The organism is Sphingobacterium sp. xlx-130 (assembly GCF_011007405.1).
Taxonomy (GTDB): Bacteria; Bacteroidota; Bacteroidia; order Sphingobacteriales; family Sphingobacteriaceae; genus Sphingobacterium; species Sphingobacterium luzhongxinii.
On the sequence record NZ_WFKN01000003.1, the window covers coordinates 308,212 to 325,799 of the forward strand.

At 38.4% G+C, this 17,588-nt stretch carries 15 protein-coding genes and 2 tRNA genes; 7 read left to right on the forward strand and 10 right to left on the reverse strand.

All coding sequences use genetic code 11. The annotated features are described in order from the left end of the window. Nucleotides 1-3 precede the first annotated feature (3 nt). Entirely contained in the window at nt 4-729 is a 726-nt protein-coding gene (locus G7B18_RS04640; RefSeq protein ID WP_164122134.1) for an SIMPL domain-containing protein, read from the forward strand. Nucleotides 730-763: 34 nt separating this feature from the next. Next, the gene (locus G7B18_RS04645) at nt 764-2,395 is read left to right on the forward strand and encodes an ABC-F family ATP-binding cassette domain-containing protein (RefSeq protein WP_079641785.1); all 1,632 of its coding nucleotides are present in this window, start codon (nt 764-766) and stop codon (nt 2,393-2,395) included. A 31-nt stretch (nt 2,396-2,426) separates the two neighbouring features. Here the strand turns inward: G7B18_RS04645 and G7B18_RS04650 are convergent, their stop codons facing one another. The 3 genes from G7B18_RS04650 to dnaE all read right to left on the reverse strand — a co-directional run bounded on the left by G7B18_RS04650 (nt 2,427) and on the right by dnaE (nt 8,254). After that, on the reverse strand, nt 2,427-3,290 hold the full coding sequence (locus G7B18_RS04650; RefSeq protein ID WP_164108126.1) for a pirin family protein: 864 nt from the start codon (nt 3,288-3,290) through the stop codon (nt 2,427-2,429). 137 nt (nt 3,291-3,427) lie between these two features. Then, on the reverse strand, nt 3,428-3,745 hold the full coding sequence (gene trxA / locus G7B18_RS04655; protein ID WP_079641789.1) for a thioredoxin: 318 nt from the start codon (nt 3,743-3,745) through the stop codon (nt 3,428-3,430). A 90-nt stretch (nt 3,746-3,835) separates the two neighbouring features. Next, nucleotides 3,836-8,254 (reverse strand): DNA polymerase III subunit alpha, encoded by a 4,419-nt coding sequence (gene dnaE / locus G7B18_RS04660; protein WP_164108125.1) that lies wholly within the window; start codon nt 8,252-8,254, stop codon nt 3,836-3,838. A 165-nt stretch (nt 8,255-8,419) separates the two neighbouring features. Here dnaE and G7B18_RS04665 point away from each other — a divergent pair, with 165 nt between their 5' ends. After that, a complete protein-coding gene (locus G7B18_RS04665) occupies nt 8,420-8,671 on the forward strand; it encodes a PLDc N-terminal domain-containing protein (protein ID WP_164108124.1) in 252 nt (83 codons plus the stop codon). Between the two features lie 47 nt (nt 8,672-8,718). Here G7B18_RS04665 and G7B18_RS04670 read toward each other — a convergent pair whose 3' ends face one another. Both G7B18_RS04670 and G7B18_RS04675 read right to left on the reverse strand, forming a co-directional pair. Then, nucleotides 8,719-9,231 carry an OmpA family protein gene (locus G7B18_RS04670; protein ID WP_164108123.1) on the reverse strand — a complete coding sequence of 171 codons (513 nt, stop codon included), beginning with the start codon at nt 9,229-9,231 and terminating at the stop codon, nt 8,719-8,721. Nucleotides 9,232-9,289: 58 nt separating this feature from the next. Then, on the reverse strand, nt 9,290-11,497 hold the full coding sequence (locus tag G7B18_RS04675; RefSeq protein ID WP_164108122.1) for a glucoamylase family protein: 2,208 nt from the start codon (nt 11,495-11,497) through the stop codon (nt 9,290-9,292). A gap of 275 nt (nt 11,498-11,772) precedes the next feature. Between G7B18_RS04675 and G7B18_RS04680 the strand changes: the two genes are divergently transcribed. The 3 genes from G7B18_RS04680 (at nt 11,773) to G7B18_RS04690 (ending at nt 12,465) form a co-directional block, all read left to right on the forward strand. Further along, a tRNA-Gly gene (locus G7B18_RS04680) sits at nt 11,773-11,845 on the forward strand. A 5-nt stretch (nt 11,846-11,850) separates the two neighbouring features. Continuing rightward, nucleotides 11,851-11,935: transfer RNA gene (locus G7B18_RS04685), tRNA-Leu, on the forward strand. A gap of 329 nt (nt 11,936-12,264) precedes the next feature. After that, nucleotides 12,265-12,465 (forward strand): hypothetical protein, encoded by a 201-nt coding sequence (locus G7B18_RS04690; protein ID WP_164108121.1) that lies wholly within the window; start codon nt 12,265-12,267, stop codon nt 12,463-12,465. Here the strand turns inward: G7B18_RS04690 and G7B18_RS04695 are convergent. Together G7B18_RS04695 and eno are read right to left on the reverse strand one after the other, a co-directional pair. After that, a complete protein-coding gene (locus G7B18_RS04695; RefSeq protein ID WP_164108120.1) occupies nt 12,455-12,754 on the reverse strand; it encodes an FtsB family cell division protein in 300 nt (99 codons plus the stop codon). The two genes, G7B18_RS04690 and G7B18_RS04695, sit on opposite strands and share 11 nt — an antisense overlap. Nucleotides 12,755-12,864: 110 nt before the next feature. Further along, nucleotides 12,865-14,163 (reverse strand): phosphopyruvate hydratase, encoded by a 1,299-nt coding sequence (gene eno, locus G7B18_RS04700; protein ID WP_164108119.1) that lies wholly within the window; start codon nt 14,161-14,163, stop codon nt 12,865-12,867. A gap of 315 nt (nt 14,164-14,478) precedes the next feature. On the opposite strand from eno, the gene G7B18_RS04705 reads away from it, so the two are divergent. Then, nucleotides 14,479-15,783: a DEAD/DEAH box helicase gene (locus G7B18_RS04705; protein ID WP_164108118.1), complete on the forward strand. Its 1,305-nt coding sequence runs from the start codon at nt 14,479-14,481 to the stop codon at nt 15,781-15,783. On the opposite strand, the gene coaD is transcribed toward G7B18_RS04705, so the two are convergent. The 3 genes from coaD to G7B18_RS04720 are packed head-to-tail and all read right to left on the reverse strand — an operon-like array spanning nt 15,773 to nt 17,573. After that, entirely contained in the window at nt 15,773-16,246 is a 474-nt protein-coding gene (gene coaD, locus G7B18_RS04710; RefSeq protein ID WP_164122135.1) for a pantetheine-phosphate adenylyltransferase, read from the reverse strand. The genes G7B18_RS04705 and coaD overlap by 11 nt on opposite strands. 5 nt (nt 16,247-16,251) lie before the next feature. Further along, entirely contained in the window at nt 16,252-16,788 is a 537-nt protein-coding gene (locus G7B18_RS04715) for an RsmD family RNA methyltransferase (RefSeq protein WP_164108116.1), read from the reverse strand. Continuing rightward, nucleotides 16,779-17,573, reverse strand: a complete 795-nt coding sequence (locus G7B18_RS04720) for a DUF3822 family protein (RefSeq protein WP_164108115.1) — start codon at nt 17,571-17,573, stop codon at nt 16,779-16,781. Before G7B18_RS04720 ends, G7B18_RS04715 begins: the two co-directional genes overlap by 10 nt. Nucleotides 17,574-17,588: the final 15 nt, after the last annotated feature.

A 17,588-nucleotide genomic window follows, 5' to 3' on the forward strand; every position in this document is an offset into this window, starting at 1 on the left:
ATTATGGCAAAACAATTCAAATCACTTCCCCTTTTGATTACATGTATTTTTGCAACTGCTACATTTATTTCCTGTAGTAACAGTAATACGGAAAATCAGAACCGTATCCGAGTCAGTGGCGAAGGAAAAATCCGCGTAATGCCCGATCAAGTTACATTAACCATCAACGCTAGTTTTTCAAAACCAAAAATGGTGGATGCCGTTCGAGAGACACAAGCGACTGTAGATACAGTAATGCGTATACTTGAAAGTTTTGGAAATAAAGAACAGGATATCAAGACCAGTAGTATATCGGCCAACAAAGACTACCAATATGTGGGTAGCAATTACAAATTTGTAGGATTTCAAGCTCAACAAACTATAGATTTCGTCCTTCATGATTTGAATAAGTTCACGGAGCTAACCGCGAAATTATTAGACACAAAAATAAGTAGCATCGCTCAGATTCAATTTAATCACTCTAAGGCTGACAGCATCCTTAGAGAAGCCGACCTGATCGCCTATGACGATGCATTAAAATCTGCGAATAAAATTGCCGATAGAGCCGATGTCAGACTAGGAAAACTTCTATTCCTATCCAATGACGGATCAGGTACCGATGCCACAGGTTACAGTAGTGGCGAACGCATAGATACGTACAACAAAGGTTTTGGAGGACAAGGGTTTAAAATCGCGCCCGAAGTGATCGAATTCAAGAGAACCATCACTACCGAATTTGCCATAAAATAGGGTTGGTAAATAAAATAAACCTTATCTTTGCGCCATGATTAATGTATCCAATCTATCCCTTCGTTTTGGCAAACGTGTGCTATTCGAGGATGTCAATTTAAAATTCACTCCTGGAAACTGTTACGGCATTATTGGTGCTAACGGTGCGGGTAAATCCACGTTTTTAAAGATCATCTCTGGAGAGGTGGATCAAACTACAGGATCTGTTTCTTTCACTCCTGGAGATAGAATGTCGGTCTTAAGTCAAGATCACTATGCTTTCGACGAATTTACAGTTTTAGAAACTGTAATGATGGGAAATCAAGAGCTGTACAAAATCATGAAAGAGAAAGACGCTATCTACATGAAAGAAGACTTCTCTGATGCAGATGGTGAGCGTGCAGGAGAACTAGAGAGCTTATTTGCTGAAATGGACGGATGGAACGCGGAGTCCAATGCCGCTACCCTTTTAAGCAGTTTAGGTATTAAAGAAGAATTCCATTATAAGTTAGTCTCAGAAATAGATGGTAATCAAAAAGTTCGTGTCTTATTGGCACAAGCCTTATTTGGAAAACCTGACATTTTAATTCTCGATGAGCCTACCAACGACCTGGACATTAAGACTATTGCTTGGTTAGAAGACTTTTTAGCTTCTTACGAAGCGATCGTACTAGTCGTTTCCCATGACCGTCACTTCTTGGATGCTGTATGTACACATACTGTTGATATAGATTTTGGAAAGATGACGATCTATACTGGTGCTTACTCTTTTTGGTACGAATCTTCACAACTAGCCTTAAAACAACGAGCAGATCAGAATAAGAAAACAGAAGATAAGGTAAAAGAACTTCAAGAATTTATTCGTCGCTTCTCAGCAAATGCCTCAAAATCAAAACAAGCTACATCACGTAAAAAGGCCTTAGATAAAATCAATATTGATGAAATCCAACCTTCGAATCGTAAATATCCTGCTATCATGTTCAACACGATGAACAGAGAACCTGGAGATCAAACGTTGCATGTAGAAGGATTGAGCAAGACAGTAAATGGCGAAGTTTTCTTCAAAGACATTACTTTCATGATCAATAAAGGTGATAAAATAGCTGTATTAGGAGCCAATTCCTTGGTTACTTCGGCATTCTATGATATTATCTCCGGTCGTGATACAGATTACCAAGGGGATATCAAATGGGGAATTACCATCACTCCTGCAGATATGCCGATGGACAACTCATCCTATTTTGACGGTGTATCTGACAATCTTGTAGATTGGTTAAGAGGCTACACATCCAATCCAGATGCAGATGAGCAGTTTATACGCGGTTTCTTAGGTAAAATGCTATTTTCTGGCGAAGAGGTTATGAAAAAAGTATCTGTTCTATCTGGTGGAGAAAAGATGCGTTGTATGTTTTCCAAAATGATGTTACAAGGTGCAAACTTTTTAATCTTCGATGAACCGACAAACCACTTGGATCTCGAATCCATTACAGCATTAAACAACGGCATGAAAGATTTCAAAGGCTCAATGTTGTTTACATCTCGAGATCATGAATTAACGGAAACAGTCGCAAATCGTATTATTGAATTAACACCCAATGGAATCATAGACAAGCTGATGACCTATGACGAATACATCAATTCAGAAGCTGTACAAGCACAGCGTGAAGAAATGTATAAGGTAAAATAAAAAAGAGCGGGTATACCGCTCTTTTTTTTATTTATTCCAAATTTCCAAATTTGCCTGTATTGAAGTCTTCAAAGGCCTGCTGTATTTCTTCCATTGTATTCATTACAAACGGACCGTAGGATGCAATTGGTTCATCAATAGGCTCCCCACTTAACACCAGAACTATAGCATCATCATCCGCATTAACAGTGAATTTATCCCCATCGTTATAAAATAGAACCATTTTATCCGTAGCAGCTTTAAATGTATCATTCACAGTAACATTCCCTGAGATAACCAATAATGCTGTATTGAAATGGGCTGGAAAATCAAATTCGACAACAGCTCCTTTGTTAAGCTTAGCGTTCATCATGTGCAAAGGCGTAAAGGTAGACGCCCCTCCTTTAATACCATTATATTCTCCTGATATCACTTCAATTATCCCTGCATTTTTTTCCAATTCTACCTTAGGTATATCTGCATGCACCAACGCCTGGTATTTAGGCGCACTCATTTTGTCTTTAGCTGGTAAATTTACCCAAAGCTGTACCATCTGAAAATCCCCCCCTGTTTTACTCCATTCTGTTTCGTGAAATTCCTTATGCAATACACCAGAGGCCGCTGTCATCCACTGTACGTCCCCTTCACCTATTACACCTCCTCCTCCAGAACTATCACCATGCTCTACACGTCCTTTGTAGGCTATAGTCACCGTTTCAAAACCTCTATGTGGATGCACACCTACACCTTTAGGGATGGCACTTGGTGGAAAATTATATGTTGAATTATAATCCAACATAATAAATGGACTCATCCTTGACATCGGAGCATAACTCGGAATAAAATTATGAACTCTAAATCCATCTCCTACGAAATGGGCTGGCTTTGGGTTAAAAATATTTTCTACAGTTTTCATTTATATTACCTCCTTAAGTTTACACTACAAAGATAATACGGTTGTCATTCCCAAAACTTAATGTAGGTTAAGAAAGTATAGAACACAAAAAAGCACTCATTTCTGAGTGCTTTTCCTAAATATATTTTTAAATAATTTTATAATTGCTTATCCAATTTTTCAGCCAGTACTGATTTTGGAACTGCACCAACCTGCTTATCTACAATTTCACCATTTTTAAAATACAATAATGCAGGAATATTTCTGATACCAAAACGAACCGATATCTCTGGGTTATTGTCTACGTTTACTTTACCAACAACAGCCTTACCGTCGTATTCTTTTGCGATCTCATCTACGATCGGACCTACCATACGACAAGGACCACACCACTCTGCCCAAAAATCAATTAATACAGGTTTATCCGCTTTCAAAACAAGCTCTTCAAAGTTGCTATCTGTAATTTCTAATGCCATAATAATATCCTCTTTTTATAATTTAATACAAATATAATCAATTGCCCACAATTGTAATCTAATCGGATTGTAATAAATATCTATACCTTATCAATTTAATTTATACTTGACACCCTCCATTTTATCCAACTCATCTATCAACTCATTAGTCAACTTTATTTTAGTTGTTTTAGCCGGCATCTCGACAAGAAATCCTTCCTGCAAATCCATGACTGTAAATTTTAAACTACAATTGGGTAACTCTCCCTCTTCAACTGTCGCATTGACCAGCCCATCAATCGCGCGGATCATCTCTTCGTTAAGCTGCTGCAAAGCGATCTGTATCGTAAAACTCTTTGCTAGTTTATCACGTAGATCAGACAGTAATTGAATACTCTTGATCTCAAAACCCCAATTCCCCACCTGCTTAAAACGCTCCTGTACCAATCCTCGAATCTGGACAAAATAACCATCCTGCAAATAGCCTTTAAACTTAACATAGTCCTCTCCAAAAACAGCTATCTCATAAGAATCGGAATAATCTTCTATCACAAAAGAACCAAAAGGCTTACCATTTTTAGAAACCCGATGAGCAGCATTGGCTATTATACCACCAACAACAGCCTCCTTATTTTTGATTCTATTGAAATCCAATAATACATCTTCTTCTACCTCAGAGGCTTTGACTTTATTTATCAATTGTAGATCCCTCACCGTATTACTACAAAAATACTGGATCTCAAACTTGTAGTTATCAAGCGGATGACTCGTAAGATAGATTCCAATTACATCCTTTTCGTATTTCAACTTTTCAATCAGTCCCCATGGTGTACACGGCGCTAGGACAGGTTCTGGCAAATCGGCAGCCGCCCCTCCGCCAAATAGACTAGCCTGGGCCGATTGTTCATTTTCCTTAAAACGTTGGCCAAACTTAATAGCCTTTTCTATCCCAGTACTATTGTCACCATCTTTATAAAAATACTGTGCACGATGTGTATCCGTAAAACTATCAAAACCGCCAGCATGCACCAAACTTTCAAAAGCTTTCTTATTGGCCGAACGTAAATCGATTCGCTTTGCGAAATCAAATATCGATTTATAGGGTCCTTCACTACGTGTCTGCACAATCGTATCTACAGCTCCTGCACCAACACCTTTCACAGCTCCTATACCAAAGCGAATAGCTCCTTTCTCATTTACAGTAAACTTATAATGCGATTCATTGACATCCGGGCCTAAAACGAGCAATCCCATTCGTTTACATTCTTCCATAAAGAAGGTAACCTGCTTGATATCATTCATATTATTAGAGAGTACAGCAGCCATATATTCTGCAGGATAATTCGCTTTTAAATAAGCTGTCTGATAAGCCACCCACGCATAACATGTGGAGTGGGATTTGTTGAATGCATAACTTGCAAAAGCCTCCCAGTCCGTCCAAATCTTCTCAAGCACTTTGGCACTATGGCCTTTTTCTACCGCTTGTTCGACAAACTTAGGTTTCATTTTATCAAGTACTGCCTTCTGCTTCTTACCCATTGCCTTACGCAGTACGTCGGCATCACCTTTGGAGAACCCAGCCAACTTTTGCGACAAAAGCATCACCTGCTCCTGATAAACCGTAATCCCGTACGTCTCTTTCAAATACTCTTCACAAGCATCCAAATCATAGACAATGGGCTCAATTCCGTGCTTCCGCTTAATAAAAGAAGGGATATATTCCATTGGACCAGGTCTATATAACGCGTTCATGGCAATCAAATCCGCAAAAACAGTAGGCTTCAGCTCCTTCATGTATTTCTGCATACCAGGAGATTCATACTGGAACACCCCAATAGTCTCTCCACGCTGGAACAGCTCATATGTCAACTCATCATCAATAGGAAATTCATCTGGATCCAATTCTACACCATGTCTCAATTTCACATTCGCGACCGTATCCTTTATCAGCGTTAATGTCTTTAACCCCAAAAAGTCCATTTTGAGCAGTCCAGCACTCTCTACTACCGAGTTATCAAACTGGGTGACATACAAGTCAGAGTCTTTCGCTAAGGAAACAGGAACGAAATTGGTAATATCATCCGGCGTAATAATAACACCACAAGCATGGATTCCTGTATTACGCATAGAGCCCTCAAGCACCCTCGCCTGTTTGATTGTCTCAGCCTCCAGTCCTGCGCCATCGGCCAAAGATTTCAGACGATTGACCGCATCTAATTCCTCCGTACGCAACACTTCTTTGAGTGCCTTTTCTTCCAAATTGAAAATCTTGCTTAGTTTCAAGTTTGGAATTAATTTAGCAATCTCATTGGCATCCGAAAGAGGTAGATCCAAAACACGAGCAGTATCTTTGATCGAAGATTTTGCGGCCATCGTCCCGTAGGTAATAATCTGCGCAACCTGTGATGCTCCATACTTGTCAATTACATATTGCATGACACGACCGCGTCCCTCATCATCAAAATCGATATCAATATCCGGCATGGATACACGGTCAGGATTTAAAAACCGTTCAAATAGTAAATCATACTGAATAGGATCTAGGTTCGTAATACCTAGACAATAGGCTACGGCAGACCCCGCAGCAGATCCGCGCCCTGGTCCTACAGAAACCCCCATTTTACGAGCCTCTGCAATAAAATCCTGTACGATCAAAAAGTAACCTGGATATCCTGTACGTTCGATAGTAGCCAATTCAAAATCCAAACGTTCAGTTACCACCTCATCAATTTCCTTATACCTTTTGCTGGCCCCAACATAAGTTAAATGTCTCAACAGCGCATTTTCACCTCGCTTACCTCCATCCACTTCATCTTCTGCATGCTGAAATTCTGCAGGTATTTCAAATTTAGGCAAGAGGACATCCCGATTGAGCGAAAATATTTCGACTTTATCCAAAATTTCCTGAATTGTCAAAATAGCTTCAGGCAAATTAGTAAAAGCCTTCTTCATTTCTTCAGAAGATTTAAAGTAGTATTCTTGATTCGGCATACCAAAACGGAACCCTCTTCCCCTGCCTTTTGGAGTGGAAAGTTTTTCTCCGTCTTTTACACACAGTAAAATATCATGCGCATGGGCATCAACCTTATTCACATAATAGGTATTATTACTCGCCACTAATTTCACCTCATGCTTACGCGACAAACGGATTAAAGTCTCATTAACACGCTCCTCATCTTCTTGGCCATGGCGCATCACCTCAATATAAAAATCATCGCCAAATTGTTGCTTCCACCATATCAAGGCCTCTTCAGCTTGGTTCTCTCCCACGTTTAGCACTTTACTCGGCACCTCCCCCTGAAGGTTTCCTGAAAGAACTATTAGATCTTCCTTATATTTCTCTACAATGCTCTTATCAATCCGCGGAACATAATAAAAACCTTCTGTATAAGCCGCTGATGCCATCTTGGCCAGGTTATGATAACCATTTTTATTCTTGGCTAGAAATACAATCTGATACCCGTTGTCTTTTCTAGTTTTATCTTTCCTATCCTCACACACAAAAAATTCACAGCCCACAATAGGCTTAATAAGCTGCCCTGTAGGAGCTAAGCCAGCTTCAATTTCTTCTTTCTGTTTTATTTCGATATCTTTATTATGAGCGAGGACCTTACTCACAAAATGAAAAGCGCCCATCATATTACCATGATCCGTCAGTGCAACAGCAGGCATATTATATTTTGCCGCAGCCGATACTAGATCTCCAATAGAAATCGTAGACTGTAAAACTGAAAACTGAGAATGGTTATGCAGGTGTGCGAACGCGGCATTCTTTAGCGCCTCCAGACTTTCTTCATCAATAACAATATCTTGTCCAGATTTATCTCGTGCACGGATAGCATCAGACGCAGCTTTAAGATTAATATGTTTAAGTCCGACCGTAGAAATTGCCGAAGGATTATGCTGTTTAAAGTCAACAAAATATCCGGTATCAACTTGTAAGTCTTCCGCCGTAAAAACCTCTTGGCGTACTAACTCAAAGAAACATCGAGTGGTAGCCTCTACGTCGGCCGTTGCATTATGTGCTTCGGCAAATGGTACCCCAAATAGATAAGAATGGAGCTCAGTTAGGTTAGGTAACTTAAAACGTCCACCCCGTCCACCAGGAAGCTTAAGTAGATTCGCCGTCACCTCAGTACATGTATCTAAGACAGGCATACCACTCATAGGAGACTCTACATTATACCTGTAAAACTCCGACCCCATAATATTAATATCGAACCCGATATTTTGGCCTACAACAAACTTAGCTTTTGAGAGTGCTTCATTAAACTTAACAAGAACATCCTGTAAGGGTACACCATTTTCAGTGGCCAAAGCTGTAGAAATTCCGTGTATTTTCTCGGAATCGAAAGGAATATCGAATCCATCCGGTTTTATGAGATAGTCCTGATGCTCAATCAAATTCCCTAATTCATCATGCAATTGCCAAGCAATTTGAATGCATCTAGGCCAATTGTCCGTATCGGTAATCGGAGCATCCCATCTTTTCGGCAAACCCGTTGTTTCGGTATCAAATATAATATACATAGTCTATCCCCCTTAATCAAAACAAAAATAGGCAAATAAGACTAGATATTATCGACATTATTTCCACACTCATTTCTTTATTAATACAAAAAACCAATAAATATTTGATTGTATTTTATTCAAAAAACATTAAATTTGAAAACCAATTAGAAAACCCTAAGAATCATGCATATTTTACTTTTTTTAAATATAGGTACACAAGAAATGATACTTCTTGCGGTATTTGCTATTGCTGGTCTAGCCCCTTTGATTTTTGCCGTACTAGCGTTGATTGATATATTCAAAAGAGATTTCGCTCAAAAATCGACAGATCGTATCCTATTAATCTTACTTGTGCTTCTTCTTCCCATTTTCGGATCAATTATATATTTTGTAGGATTGAGAGATAGCTATCCCTTAAATAGAAAGGTTGTATAAATCAATATACAACCTTTCTATTATCTTCACCTTATAACAGCTAGCTGTTACTGCAGAATCGTAACTTCGACTCTTCTATTTTTTTGTCTACCTTCAGGAGTCTTGTTATCCCCCACAGGTTTAGATGGACCAAATCCCTTTGTACTGATTCGCCCGCCAGACACACCAGCTTCCTCTAAATATTTCTTTACAGAAGCCGCTCTCTTATCGGACAGCCAAACATTATATTCCTCTGTACCTGTCGCGTCCGTATAACCATCTACCCTTATTTTTTTAGTCTTATCTTCCTTCATCAACTTCGACAATTTGGTAAGCTCTACTTTTGCTTTATCGGTCAAATACGACGAATTAGTGGGAAACAACAAATCAGATGACAATGTAAACTTAATACCTTCGGAGGTTCTTGACGCGTCCTCAAACTCGCTTTTTACATTTTTCAAGCCATCGTCTGTACCGTCCTTCGAAACTACTGCACCAGGATTAACAACTATTTGCTGTTGCTTACATGATGCAAAAAACAACACCGTGGCACTTACTGAAAACAAAAAGATCTTCTTCATATAATAACAATCTATCTAAAAATACAATTCTTCAAAGTATAAACTAATATAGCAAAATTTAGTCATTCTGCTCTTCGCCTTTTAAAAACAATTCTCTTCGGGCCTTCTTCAATTCAGGAATTTCTTTATATAACTGCCAAATAAATCCTGATTTTGCATTTTCCAACATTACTGCAATTGCCCCTTGATTCAGCGCTAAATATTCATCAGAGACATCATTATTCCGCAAATCCAACCATGACCGAAAACCGTACTCTGTAAACAGTATATGTCCATACTGTCCATACAATGCTAATACGGACGCTATCCCTAGCTCTGGATCAGCAATAATAGACGAAGGTGCTATTGCAGGATTTATCCTGTAGTTACCTACACTGTCTCTATGTTGATAAAAGCCCCAAATATCACTATCAGTAGTTCCAACTCCCAATTCATTATCCCGTCGCTTTACATAATGAACATACGACGCCAAAACTTCATCCCAATTTATCACGGAGTCGCTTAGGATCTTGGGTTGAATCGTAAGGAAAGGTTTGTATAAATCCATTAAACTCCCCGCTAGCTCCCCCATAGGAAGATAAACACCAAATTTTGTAGAAGGCTGTAAAACGGAAAATCTCGTGACTGAATCAACCTGAACAATCTCTGTTAATCCAGCTGACAAATCTTCATGAACTAAACTATCAGCATATATGTCTGTATCCAATTCCTCTAACGCTTCATACCGATAGGCATTAAAAGTATTATAAACAGCATTTGTATAAACAGATGCCGGCAGAGGATACCTCGAAGCACCAATTGCCAGTAAATAAGTATTGATTGCATCATTTGTACCGGACAACAATGTCATACTATTCGAAGCTCCGGATTTTTCATCTTCCATCAAGCTTAATTTCGACCGAAGGATATTACTTCGGTCATCAACTACCAGCTTCTGCCAATCAATTCTATCGTACAAGGCAGTTATCCTACTTCGAAGATCTTTCTCAGATTCATTTTCATCTGAAAAATACTGTCGCGCGATCAACAAAGCCTCTATAAGCGAGGCCGTTCCATTAACGTCATAGGAAGAAAATCCCCTCCTATATTCTGGAACACCTTTTCGTCCATCAAAATACGCTGGAAACACACCGTATTTATTTTGAGATCTCAACAAAAAGTAAGCAATCTTAGAAACACGGTTTAAAACGACCTGTTTAGGGATAAACTTCCGTTCGACACCAATAAGTAAAGCCAAAATAGCGCTTGCTGTCTCCTTTGTTGAAACCACCGCCTTATCCTTAGACCTATACGGCATATACATACCACTATTAATATCGAAATTTTCAAAAAAATAATTGACATGGGCCATCTGAATAAGATCTAGGATATCACTATTATCTAACTTTTTTGTGGAAGCCTCTTTTATTGTGGAAAATAATGATTCTCCGTAATTATAATCCATCCAGGTAATCTTGTAGAAATACTTTTGTCCGACCACCGGAACGACATCAAGACTAGACTGCATTTGCACCGGTCTCATCCCTATCGGCTTAAATACCTGACCATCTTCAGACCGATAAATTTTGATGTAGCGTATACTTGGAGTTAAAGGGAGTTGCCATTTCAGATGAACAATCCTGTCATAAGCAACAGCATCCGTCAACACCGCTTTCGAACTCAATTTCACTTCAGAATATTTTTGAGGCAAAAACTCAATCTGATCTATAAAGACATGATGAATATCCTTGGATGTTGCATGCTGTATAAAATGTATACCATTAATTGGTTCGTCTGTATTGAGTATCTTAAAATCCTTTGTTGGTATTTTTATCTGTACCCATTTACCTATTTCAAAATCATCTATATATTTACTTACGTCTAATGTATCAGAAACTGTATTTTTTTGGCTGACATATAGTCGAGGTAAATCCTTCACATCTGTGAATTTAGACTTAACGTATATACGAATACTCAAGAAATCAGTATTTGAAAAGCGATAATGATATTTCTGCCTACTATAACGTATATTAACCTCCCAGTGCCCTTCAATTTCCGAAAGATATCGAAGAGATAAAGCATTACCTGGTGTAAAAAACAACGTATCAGAGACTAATAAATGTCCATTCACATTTTCCACCCAGCTTGCACCTGCATATTGCACACTGCTTTTAGCGTAACTTCCTTTAACCAGACTATTATCAAATACTACCTCTGGGTATGTATCAGACCATACAGATGAAGAAAGACAAAAGAGAAAAACAATCAGTAAACCGAATTCTTTCATATATATTTAATTTGCTTTTTAATCATCATACGGAATATCCAAAGTAATCTCACCCGTGTCTGTGCGGTTCTGCTACATGGATATTTCATATCCTTTTTATTGTTTTAGTCCTCAAAATTAAGCAAAAACCTTGCATAAACAGCCTACAACAAGTAAAATCTTCATTTCATTAAAAATTAATTCACACAGATTGAGCATTTTATAAGAAACCTCGACCAATATGAAATAAAAAATTTCACATTTTCAATTTTCTATCTATCTTTGCAGCACGTCAAGCGAAAGTAGCTCAGTTGGTAGAGCACAACCTTGCCAAGGTTGGGGTCGCGAGTTCGAATCTCGTCTTTCGCTCAGTTGCCTAGGTGGTGGAACTGGTAGACACGCAGGACTTAAAATCCTGTTCCCGTTAAGGGAGTGCGGGTTCGATTCCCGCCCTAGGTACGATAAAAGACCAATCTTTCGATTGGTCTTTTTTTATGCCTCATATTTTTTAAGAATGCGCCCGCATCCAACTGTCCTTCATATAAAAGTCCGTTAAACTCCGCTCAAGTCCGCCCTAACTTTAGTATAACAAGACTATCCCCTATGCCATACACGCCAGTTTCCGCTATTCAAAAACTAAATATCAGTACGTAAAATCAAAAGCTCTTTACCGAGCGAAGCCCTCCTTTCACCGAAAAGTTTATAGTGCTCATCTAAAACATAGATCTGATCCTGCAAATTCGAATTACTTTTAACAGAAACAAATAACACTCGAAACAAATAAAATCATGAAAAATCTGATTGCATGGATAGTCACCTCATTGTTCCTGTTACTATCCACTTTATCAAAAGGTGCGAATGCATATGAACTACAGGCCGAGAAAGACACAAGCAAGGAGGATTACTTTATGCTACCCAAAGAAAAAGAGAATCTGCAAAATTGGGGATTAATCAAAAAAAGGGAAAAGAATCAACTGATCAATCCTTAGGATCGATTTCAGTGATTACATACACATCCTCATTCGCCTTCTTCATTTTATATTTTTCACGGGCGATACGCTGGATTTCACTAGGATTATACTGAGCATCTTTAATCGCTTTTTCGATATTTTCAGTCTCTGACGAATAGAAAGCTTTCTCTTGCTCCAACTTATTTCGTTCCTGTTGATAACCTATCTGCGTCGCTACATCGTATCTATCAAAGAAAAACATCCATATTAAAAAAGCAACACCAGATATAAGGAACCGGTTTTTAACTAACGAAACTATTCTTTCCATGACACAAAAATAACACTATGATTCGACTTTACCTTTAAACTTATAAAATTTGATTGTAAAAACAAAAGGAGGCTTAAGCCTCCTTTTGTTTTTACAATCAAAATACATTATTATTTCTTGATCGCGTATTTAAAATTCTTGCCGATAAATCTCGCATTTGCACCGAGTTCTTCTTCGATACGCAACAATTGATTGTATTTTGCCATACGATCAGAACGTGAAGCAGAACCTGTTTTAATCTGACCACAGTTCAACGCTACCGCTAAATCTGCGATTGTAAAATCCTCCGTTTCTCCCGAACGGTGAGACATTACCGAAGTATAACCACTGTTTTGTGCAAGTGTCACCGCATTAATCGTTTCTGTCAACGATCCGATTTGATTTACTTTAACCAATATTGAATTTGCAGTACCCGTATCGATACCCTGTTGCAAACGTTTTGTATTTGTAACAAATAAATCGTCACCTACCAACTGAACACGTCCACCAATTTTTTCGGTCAGCAACTTCCATCCAGCCCAATCATCTTCCTGCATACCATCTTCAATCGAAATGATCGGATATTTCTCAGACAATTCTGCTAAATAAGCAGCTTGCTCTTCGGAGCTGCGAATCGCGCCTTTTTCGCCTTCAAATTTCGTATAATCGTATTTACCGTTTACATAAAACTCAGATGCTGCACAATCCAATGCTAAACAGATATCAGAGCCAGGGATATAACCAGCTGATTCAATAGCTTTCAATACAGTCTCAATAGCATCTTCAGTCCCATCAAAGGTCGGCGCAAAACCTCCTTCGTCACCTACTGCAGTAGATAAACCTCGGTCGTGTAAGATTTTCTTCAAATTATGAAACACTTCTGTTCCCCAACGTAACGCTTCAGAGAATGAAGGTGCGCCAACTGGCATAATCATAAACTCTTGGAAAGCGATAGGCGCATCAGAATGCGAACCACCGTTGATAATGTTCATCATTGGGATAGGTAGTGTATTTGCATTAACCCCACCTATATAACGGTACAATGGTTGACGAGATTCCTGTGCAGCTGCTTTAGCAACAGCCAAAGAAACACCTAGAATAGCATTAGCACCCAACTTACCTTTATTTTCAGTACCATCAAGATCAATCATGATCTTGTCAATTGCATTCTGTTCAAAAACATCAACACCTTCCAAAGCTTGCGCTATTGTCGTATTAACATTTTCTACAGCTTTCAAAACACCTTTACCCAAGTATTTCTTTTTATCACCATCACGCAATTCTACAGCTTCATGAACACCTGTAGAAGCTCCAGAAGGAACAGCAGCTCTGCCCACAAAACCATTTTGTGTAGTAACATCAACTTCAATTGTTGGATTCCCGCGCGAATCTAAAATCTGGCGCGCATGTACATCGATAATTAAACTCATTTTCTTTTATAAGGTTATGACTTAAACACAGCTAACACTTAGTGTATTAATAACACTAATATACAACACATATTCTATAATTCAAAAATAGAAATTATATATGAAATATCCATGGTGTACAAATCTGCTAAAGCAAATAAAACTTTCAGAAAAAAAAGCCTTCAATCGGGGAGATTGAAGGCTTTTTAACTAACCAATTATTAACCTAAATTATGAATACTAAGTACTTATCAAAACTTATGCCAAAAAAGTTTTTACATCACAACTATAAAACGCTTTCTCAGAAAAACACTTAGAAAAAAGTATCTTTGCAGCATGGAATTAATAACACTTTTAAAAAGACTACAGATTGAAGATCTGAACAAAATGCAAAAAGAGACATTGTCTCAATTTAGCTCAGAAAGAGATTTTATACTTCTCTCCCCGACTGGATCTGGAAAGACATTGGCTTTTAGTCTGTTGATAGAACAGTTAATTCTAAACAAAAAGAATCAGGTACAGGTATTATTAATTGTCCCCACCAGAGAGCTAGCCCTACAGATTGAATCTGTTGTTAAAACAGTCATCAAAGGACATAAAATATTATGTTGTTACGGGGGGCACGACACCAAGATAGAAAGAAATGCACTAAAAGAAGCTCCCGCAATATTAATCGGAACCCCAGGTCGGATAATATATCATCTAGAACGCTTTCATTTTTCGACAGATGGTATCCATACGCTGGTTTTAGATGAATTTGATAAGTCTTTAGAGTTAGGCTTTCAGGATCAGCTCGCAACCATTACAACAGCAACACATGCTATTGAACGAAAAATTTTAACCTCAGCCACTGATCTGGATCAATTTCCAAATATTCTTTCATTGCATAACCCGGTCAAACTTGACTTTTTGGCGGATGCAGAAAACAAACCCGCAATACATTTCAAAAAAACAGTATCTCCAGCTCAACATAAACTAAAAACACTATTCCGACTGCTATGTAGTCTTGGCAACCAAAAGATCCTTATCTTTTGTAACCACCGGGAAGCTGTCGATCATATTAGTGAGCTACTAGAAGATAGAGAATTGATTCACGATATGTTTCATGGCGGATTAGAACAACGAGATCGCGAATTAGCCATCCTAAAATTCAGAAATAATAGCAATAGGATACTCCTTACGACCGACTTAGCAGCCAGAGGTTTGGATATTCCTGAGATCGACACAATCATACACTATCAATTACCAAACAAGGAAGATGCTTTCGTTCACAGAAATGGGCGAACAGCCCGAATGAACAATACGGGAGAGGTAGTCATTATGTTAAAACCGGATGACAATTTTGCTTACCTTCCGGAAGATACACAAGAAATTATACTAGAAGACGAGTATCCTCTGCCCGAGAACACACCGTATTCTACTCTATACATTCCCTTCGGAAAAAAAGATAAAGTGAACAAGATTGATATCGTGGGCTATATCCTTCAAATCGAAGGTTTAAAAAAAGATGATATAGGTCTAATTGAAGTAAAAGACAGAGAGTCCTATATCGCGGTAAAAAGAAATATTGCCTCACTAATCATCAAGAACGGCGGAAATGGAAAAATAAAAGGTAACAAAATAAAATTTTTCAGGACTTAGTATCCAAAAAAGCTCTTACTTCAGGAGGAACCAAGCTATCGACTGGACCTCCATTTTTTAATATATCACGTACTATAGTCGAAGATATGTGACCAGTACCACTACGGCTTAGCAAAAAATAGGTTTCTATCTCTGGCGCCAATATGAGATTATTCTGAGCTATTGCATCTTCATATTCCAAATCCTTAGAATTTCGCAATCCCCTAAGGATAAATTTAGCACCTATACGTCTGCAATAATCAACTGTAAGACCTGAAAACAGATCAACAACGACTCTTTCTTCATTTTTATAAAGCGCTTGTATAGCTTTCTTTCGTCGTTCAAAATCCATCAATCCACTTTTTGCAGCATTAACACCGACCGCAATATGTACCTTATCAAATAAAGTTAATGAGCGATCTACCAAATCTTTGTGAGCGAACGTGAATGGATCGAACGATCCTGGAAAAAGAGCTATTTTCATGACTGCTATGGTTTTTTATAAAAACTAAAAGAGGAATTACCATATTTCCTGGTTTCTACGTGTAAAGGGTGATCTGCCAACTTACGCATAGAAGGATGCTCAACAACCAAAACACCACCTGATTTCAAAAGATTATTCGACAGTATCAATTCGGGCAACTGGGGCAATTGACCAATATCGTAAGGCGGATCTGCAAAAATAAAATCAAAGGAGTCTTTACAACTTTGAATAAATTTAAACACATCAGCTTTCCGTGTACGGATCATTTTTAAGTCATGCTTTTTGGCAACATCTTGAACATACAACAAGCACTTACTGTGGATATCTACAGACTGTACTCCTAAAGCCCCTCTTGAGGCCAATTCAAAAGAAATATTTCCCGTCCCACAGAAGAGATCCAAACATTCTACAGTATCCCATTCCACATACTGTTGCAATATATTAAATAAAGCCTCTTTGGCGATATCCGTAGTTGGTCGTACGGGCAAATTTGTTGGTGGGTTCAGCCGAATCCCTCCTAAAGTACCACTTATTATACGCATAGGACACTATCCGTTAAAGCATTTAACTCTTCCAGCTGACGCTCGACATCCAGATTAAGTACCGACCACTTCTCTTTCGGTCTAATCATTTCGATATGATCTGTATATCTGCTCAATCGAACAAACCACTCCGAATCCTTGTTCGTACCACTCAACACAATTTTTGGCACTTTACTTTTTATAGCAAAGTTTTTGAATACATTAAGCACAAAATAACTCAAATCATCTGAAGTAGCTACCTCAAATGTATTGTAGAGTTTCAGCTCCCCATTCATAAATAAAAAAATGTCTGCCTGATCATCGTAAAGATGAACGCCTAGTACATCTCCCTGAATAGGTATATTAGACTGAACCTGACGTATTACTACTTCAAAATTTGGGATGAAACTAGCATCCGCAAATAAATTTTTCCAACGACTATACAACAACTGATCATATTGATACAGCGCCACTACCTCTAAGCCAGCAATCTCTTTAGACATAATGCGGTTCACCTCCGAGTCGACAAAATAATTCGTATACAACTCTTTCTCTGACTCATGGTAGACTTCCGAAGGAACCCACACTAAGTTCTGATGTGGAAGGCCGACAATTACGTTCTGAAATGGCATACTCAATATCCGCACCGCCTCAGCTGAAGGGCTGACATTATCGTAAGTCATGTAAACCAGAACTTGCTTTTCTTCATCCAACACGACGAGGTGATCATTTTGAAAATCGCTCTGAATACAAAGCGTGTATGTGGCCAGATAGTGGAGATGAAAATCGTCTGCTATATATATCATTCGTCAAAAAAATAA

Excerpts from the sequence above, each read along its gene's own strand:
- G7B18_RS04640 (WP_164122134.1), top strand. The coding sequence starts at position 4 with ATGGCAAAACAATTCAAATCACTTCCCCTTTTGATTACATGTATTTTT.
- G7B18_RS04645 (WP_079641785.1), top strand. The coding sequence starts at position 764 with ATGATTAATGTATCCAATCTATCCCTTCGTTTTGGCAAACGTGTGCTA.
- G7B18_RS04650 (WP_164108126.1), bottom strand. The coding sequence starts at position 3,290 with ATGAAAACTGTAGAAAATATTTTTAACCCAAAGCCAGCCCATTTCGTA.
- trxA (WP_079641789.1), bottom strand. The coding sequence starts at position 3,745 with ATGGCATTAGAAATTACAGATAGCAACTTTGAAGAGCTTGTTTTGAAA.
- dnaE (WP_164108125.1), bottom strand. The coding sequence starts at position 8,254 with ATGTATATTATATTTGATACCGAAACAACGGGTTTGCCGAAAAGATGG.
- G7B18_RS04665 (WP_164108124.1), top strand. The coding sequence starts at position 8,420 with ATGCATATTTTACTTTTTTTAAATATAGGTACACAAGAAATGATACTT.
- G7B18_RS04670 (WP_164108123.1), bottom strand. The coding sequence starts at position 9,231 with ATGAAGAAGATCTTTTTGTTTTCAGTAAGTGCCACGGTGTTGTTTTTT.
- G7B18_RS04675 (WP_164108122.1), bottom strand. The coding sequence starts at position 11,497 with ATGAAAGAATTCGGTTTACTGATTGTTTTTCTCTTTTGTCTTTCTTCA.
- G7B18_RS04690 (WP_164108121.1), top strand. The coding sequence starts at position 12,265 with ATGAAAAATCTGATTGCATGGATAGTCACCTCATTGTTCCTGTTACTA.
- G7B18_RS04695 (WP_164108120.1), bottom strand. The coding sequence starts at position 12,754 with ATGGAAAGAATAGTTTCGTTAGTTAAAAACCGGTTCCTTATATCTGGT.
- eno (WP_164108119.1), bottom strand. The coding sequence starts at position 14,163 with ATGAGTTTAATTATCGATGTACATGCGCGCCAGATTTTAGATTCGCGC.
- G7B18_RS04705 (WP_164108118.1), top strand. The coding sequence starts at position 14,479 with ATGGAATTAATAACACTTTTAAAAAGACTACAGATTGAAGATCTGAAC.
- coaD (WP_164122135.1), bottom strand. The coding sequence starts at position 16,246 with ATGAAAATAGCTCTTTTTCCAGGATCGTTCGATCCATTCACGTTCGCT.
- G7B18_RS04715 (WP_164108116.1), bottom strand. The coding sequence starts at position 16,788 with ATGCGTATAATAAGTGGTACTTTAGGAGGGATTCGGCTGAACCCACCA.
- G7B18_RS04720 (WP_164108115.1), bottom strand. The coding sequence starts at position 17,573 with ATGATATATATAGCAGACGATTTTCATCTCCACTATCTGGCCACATAC.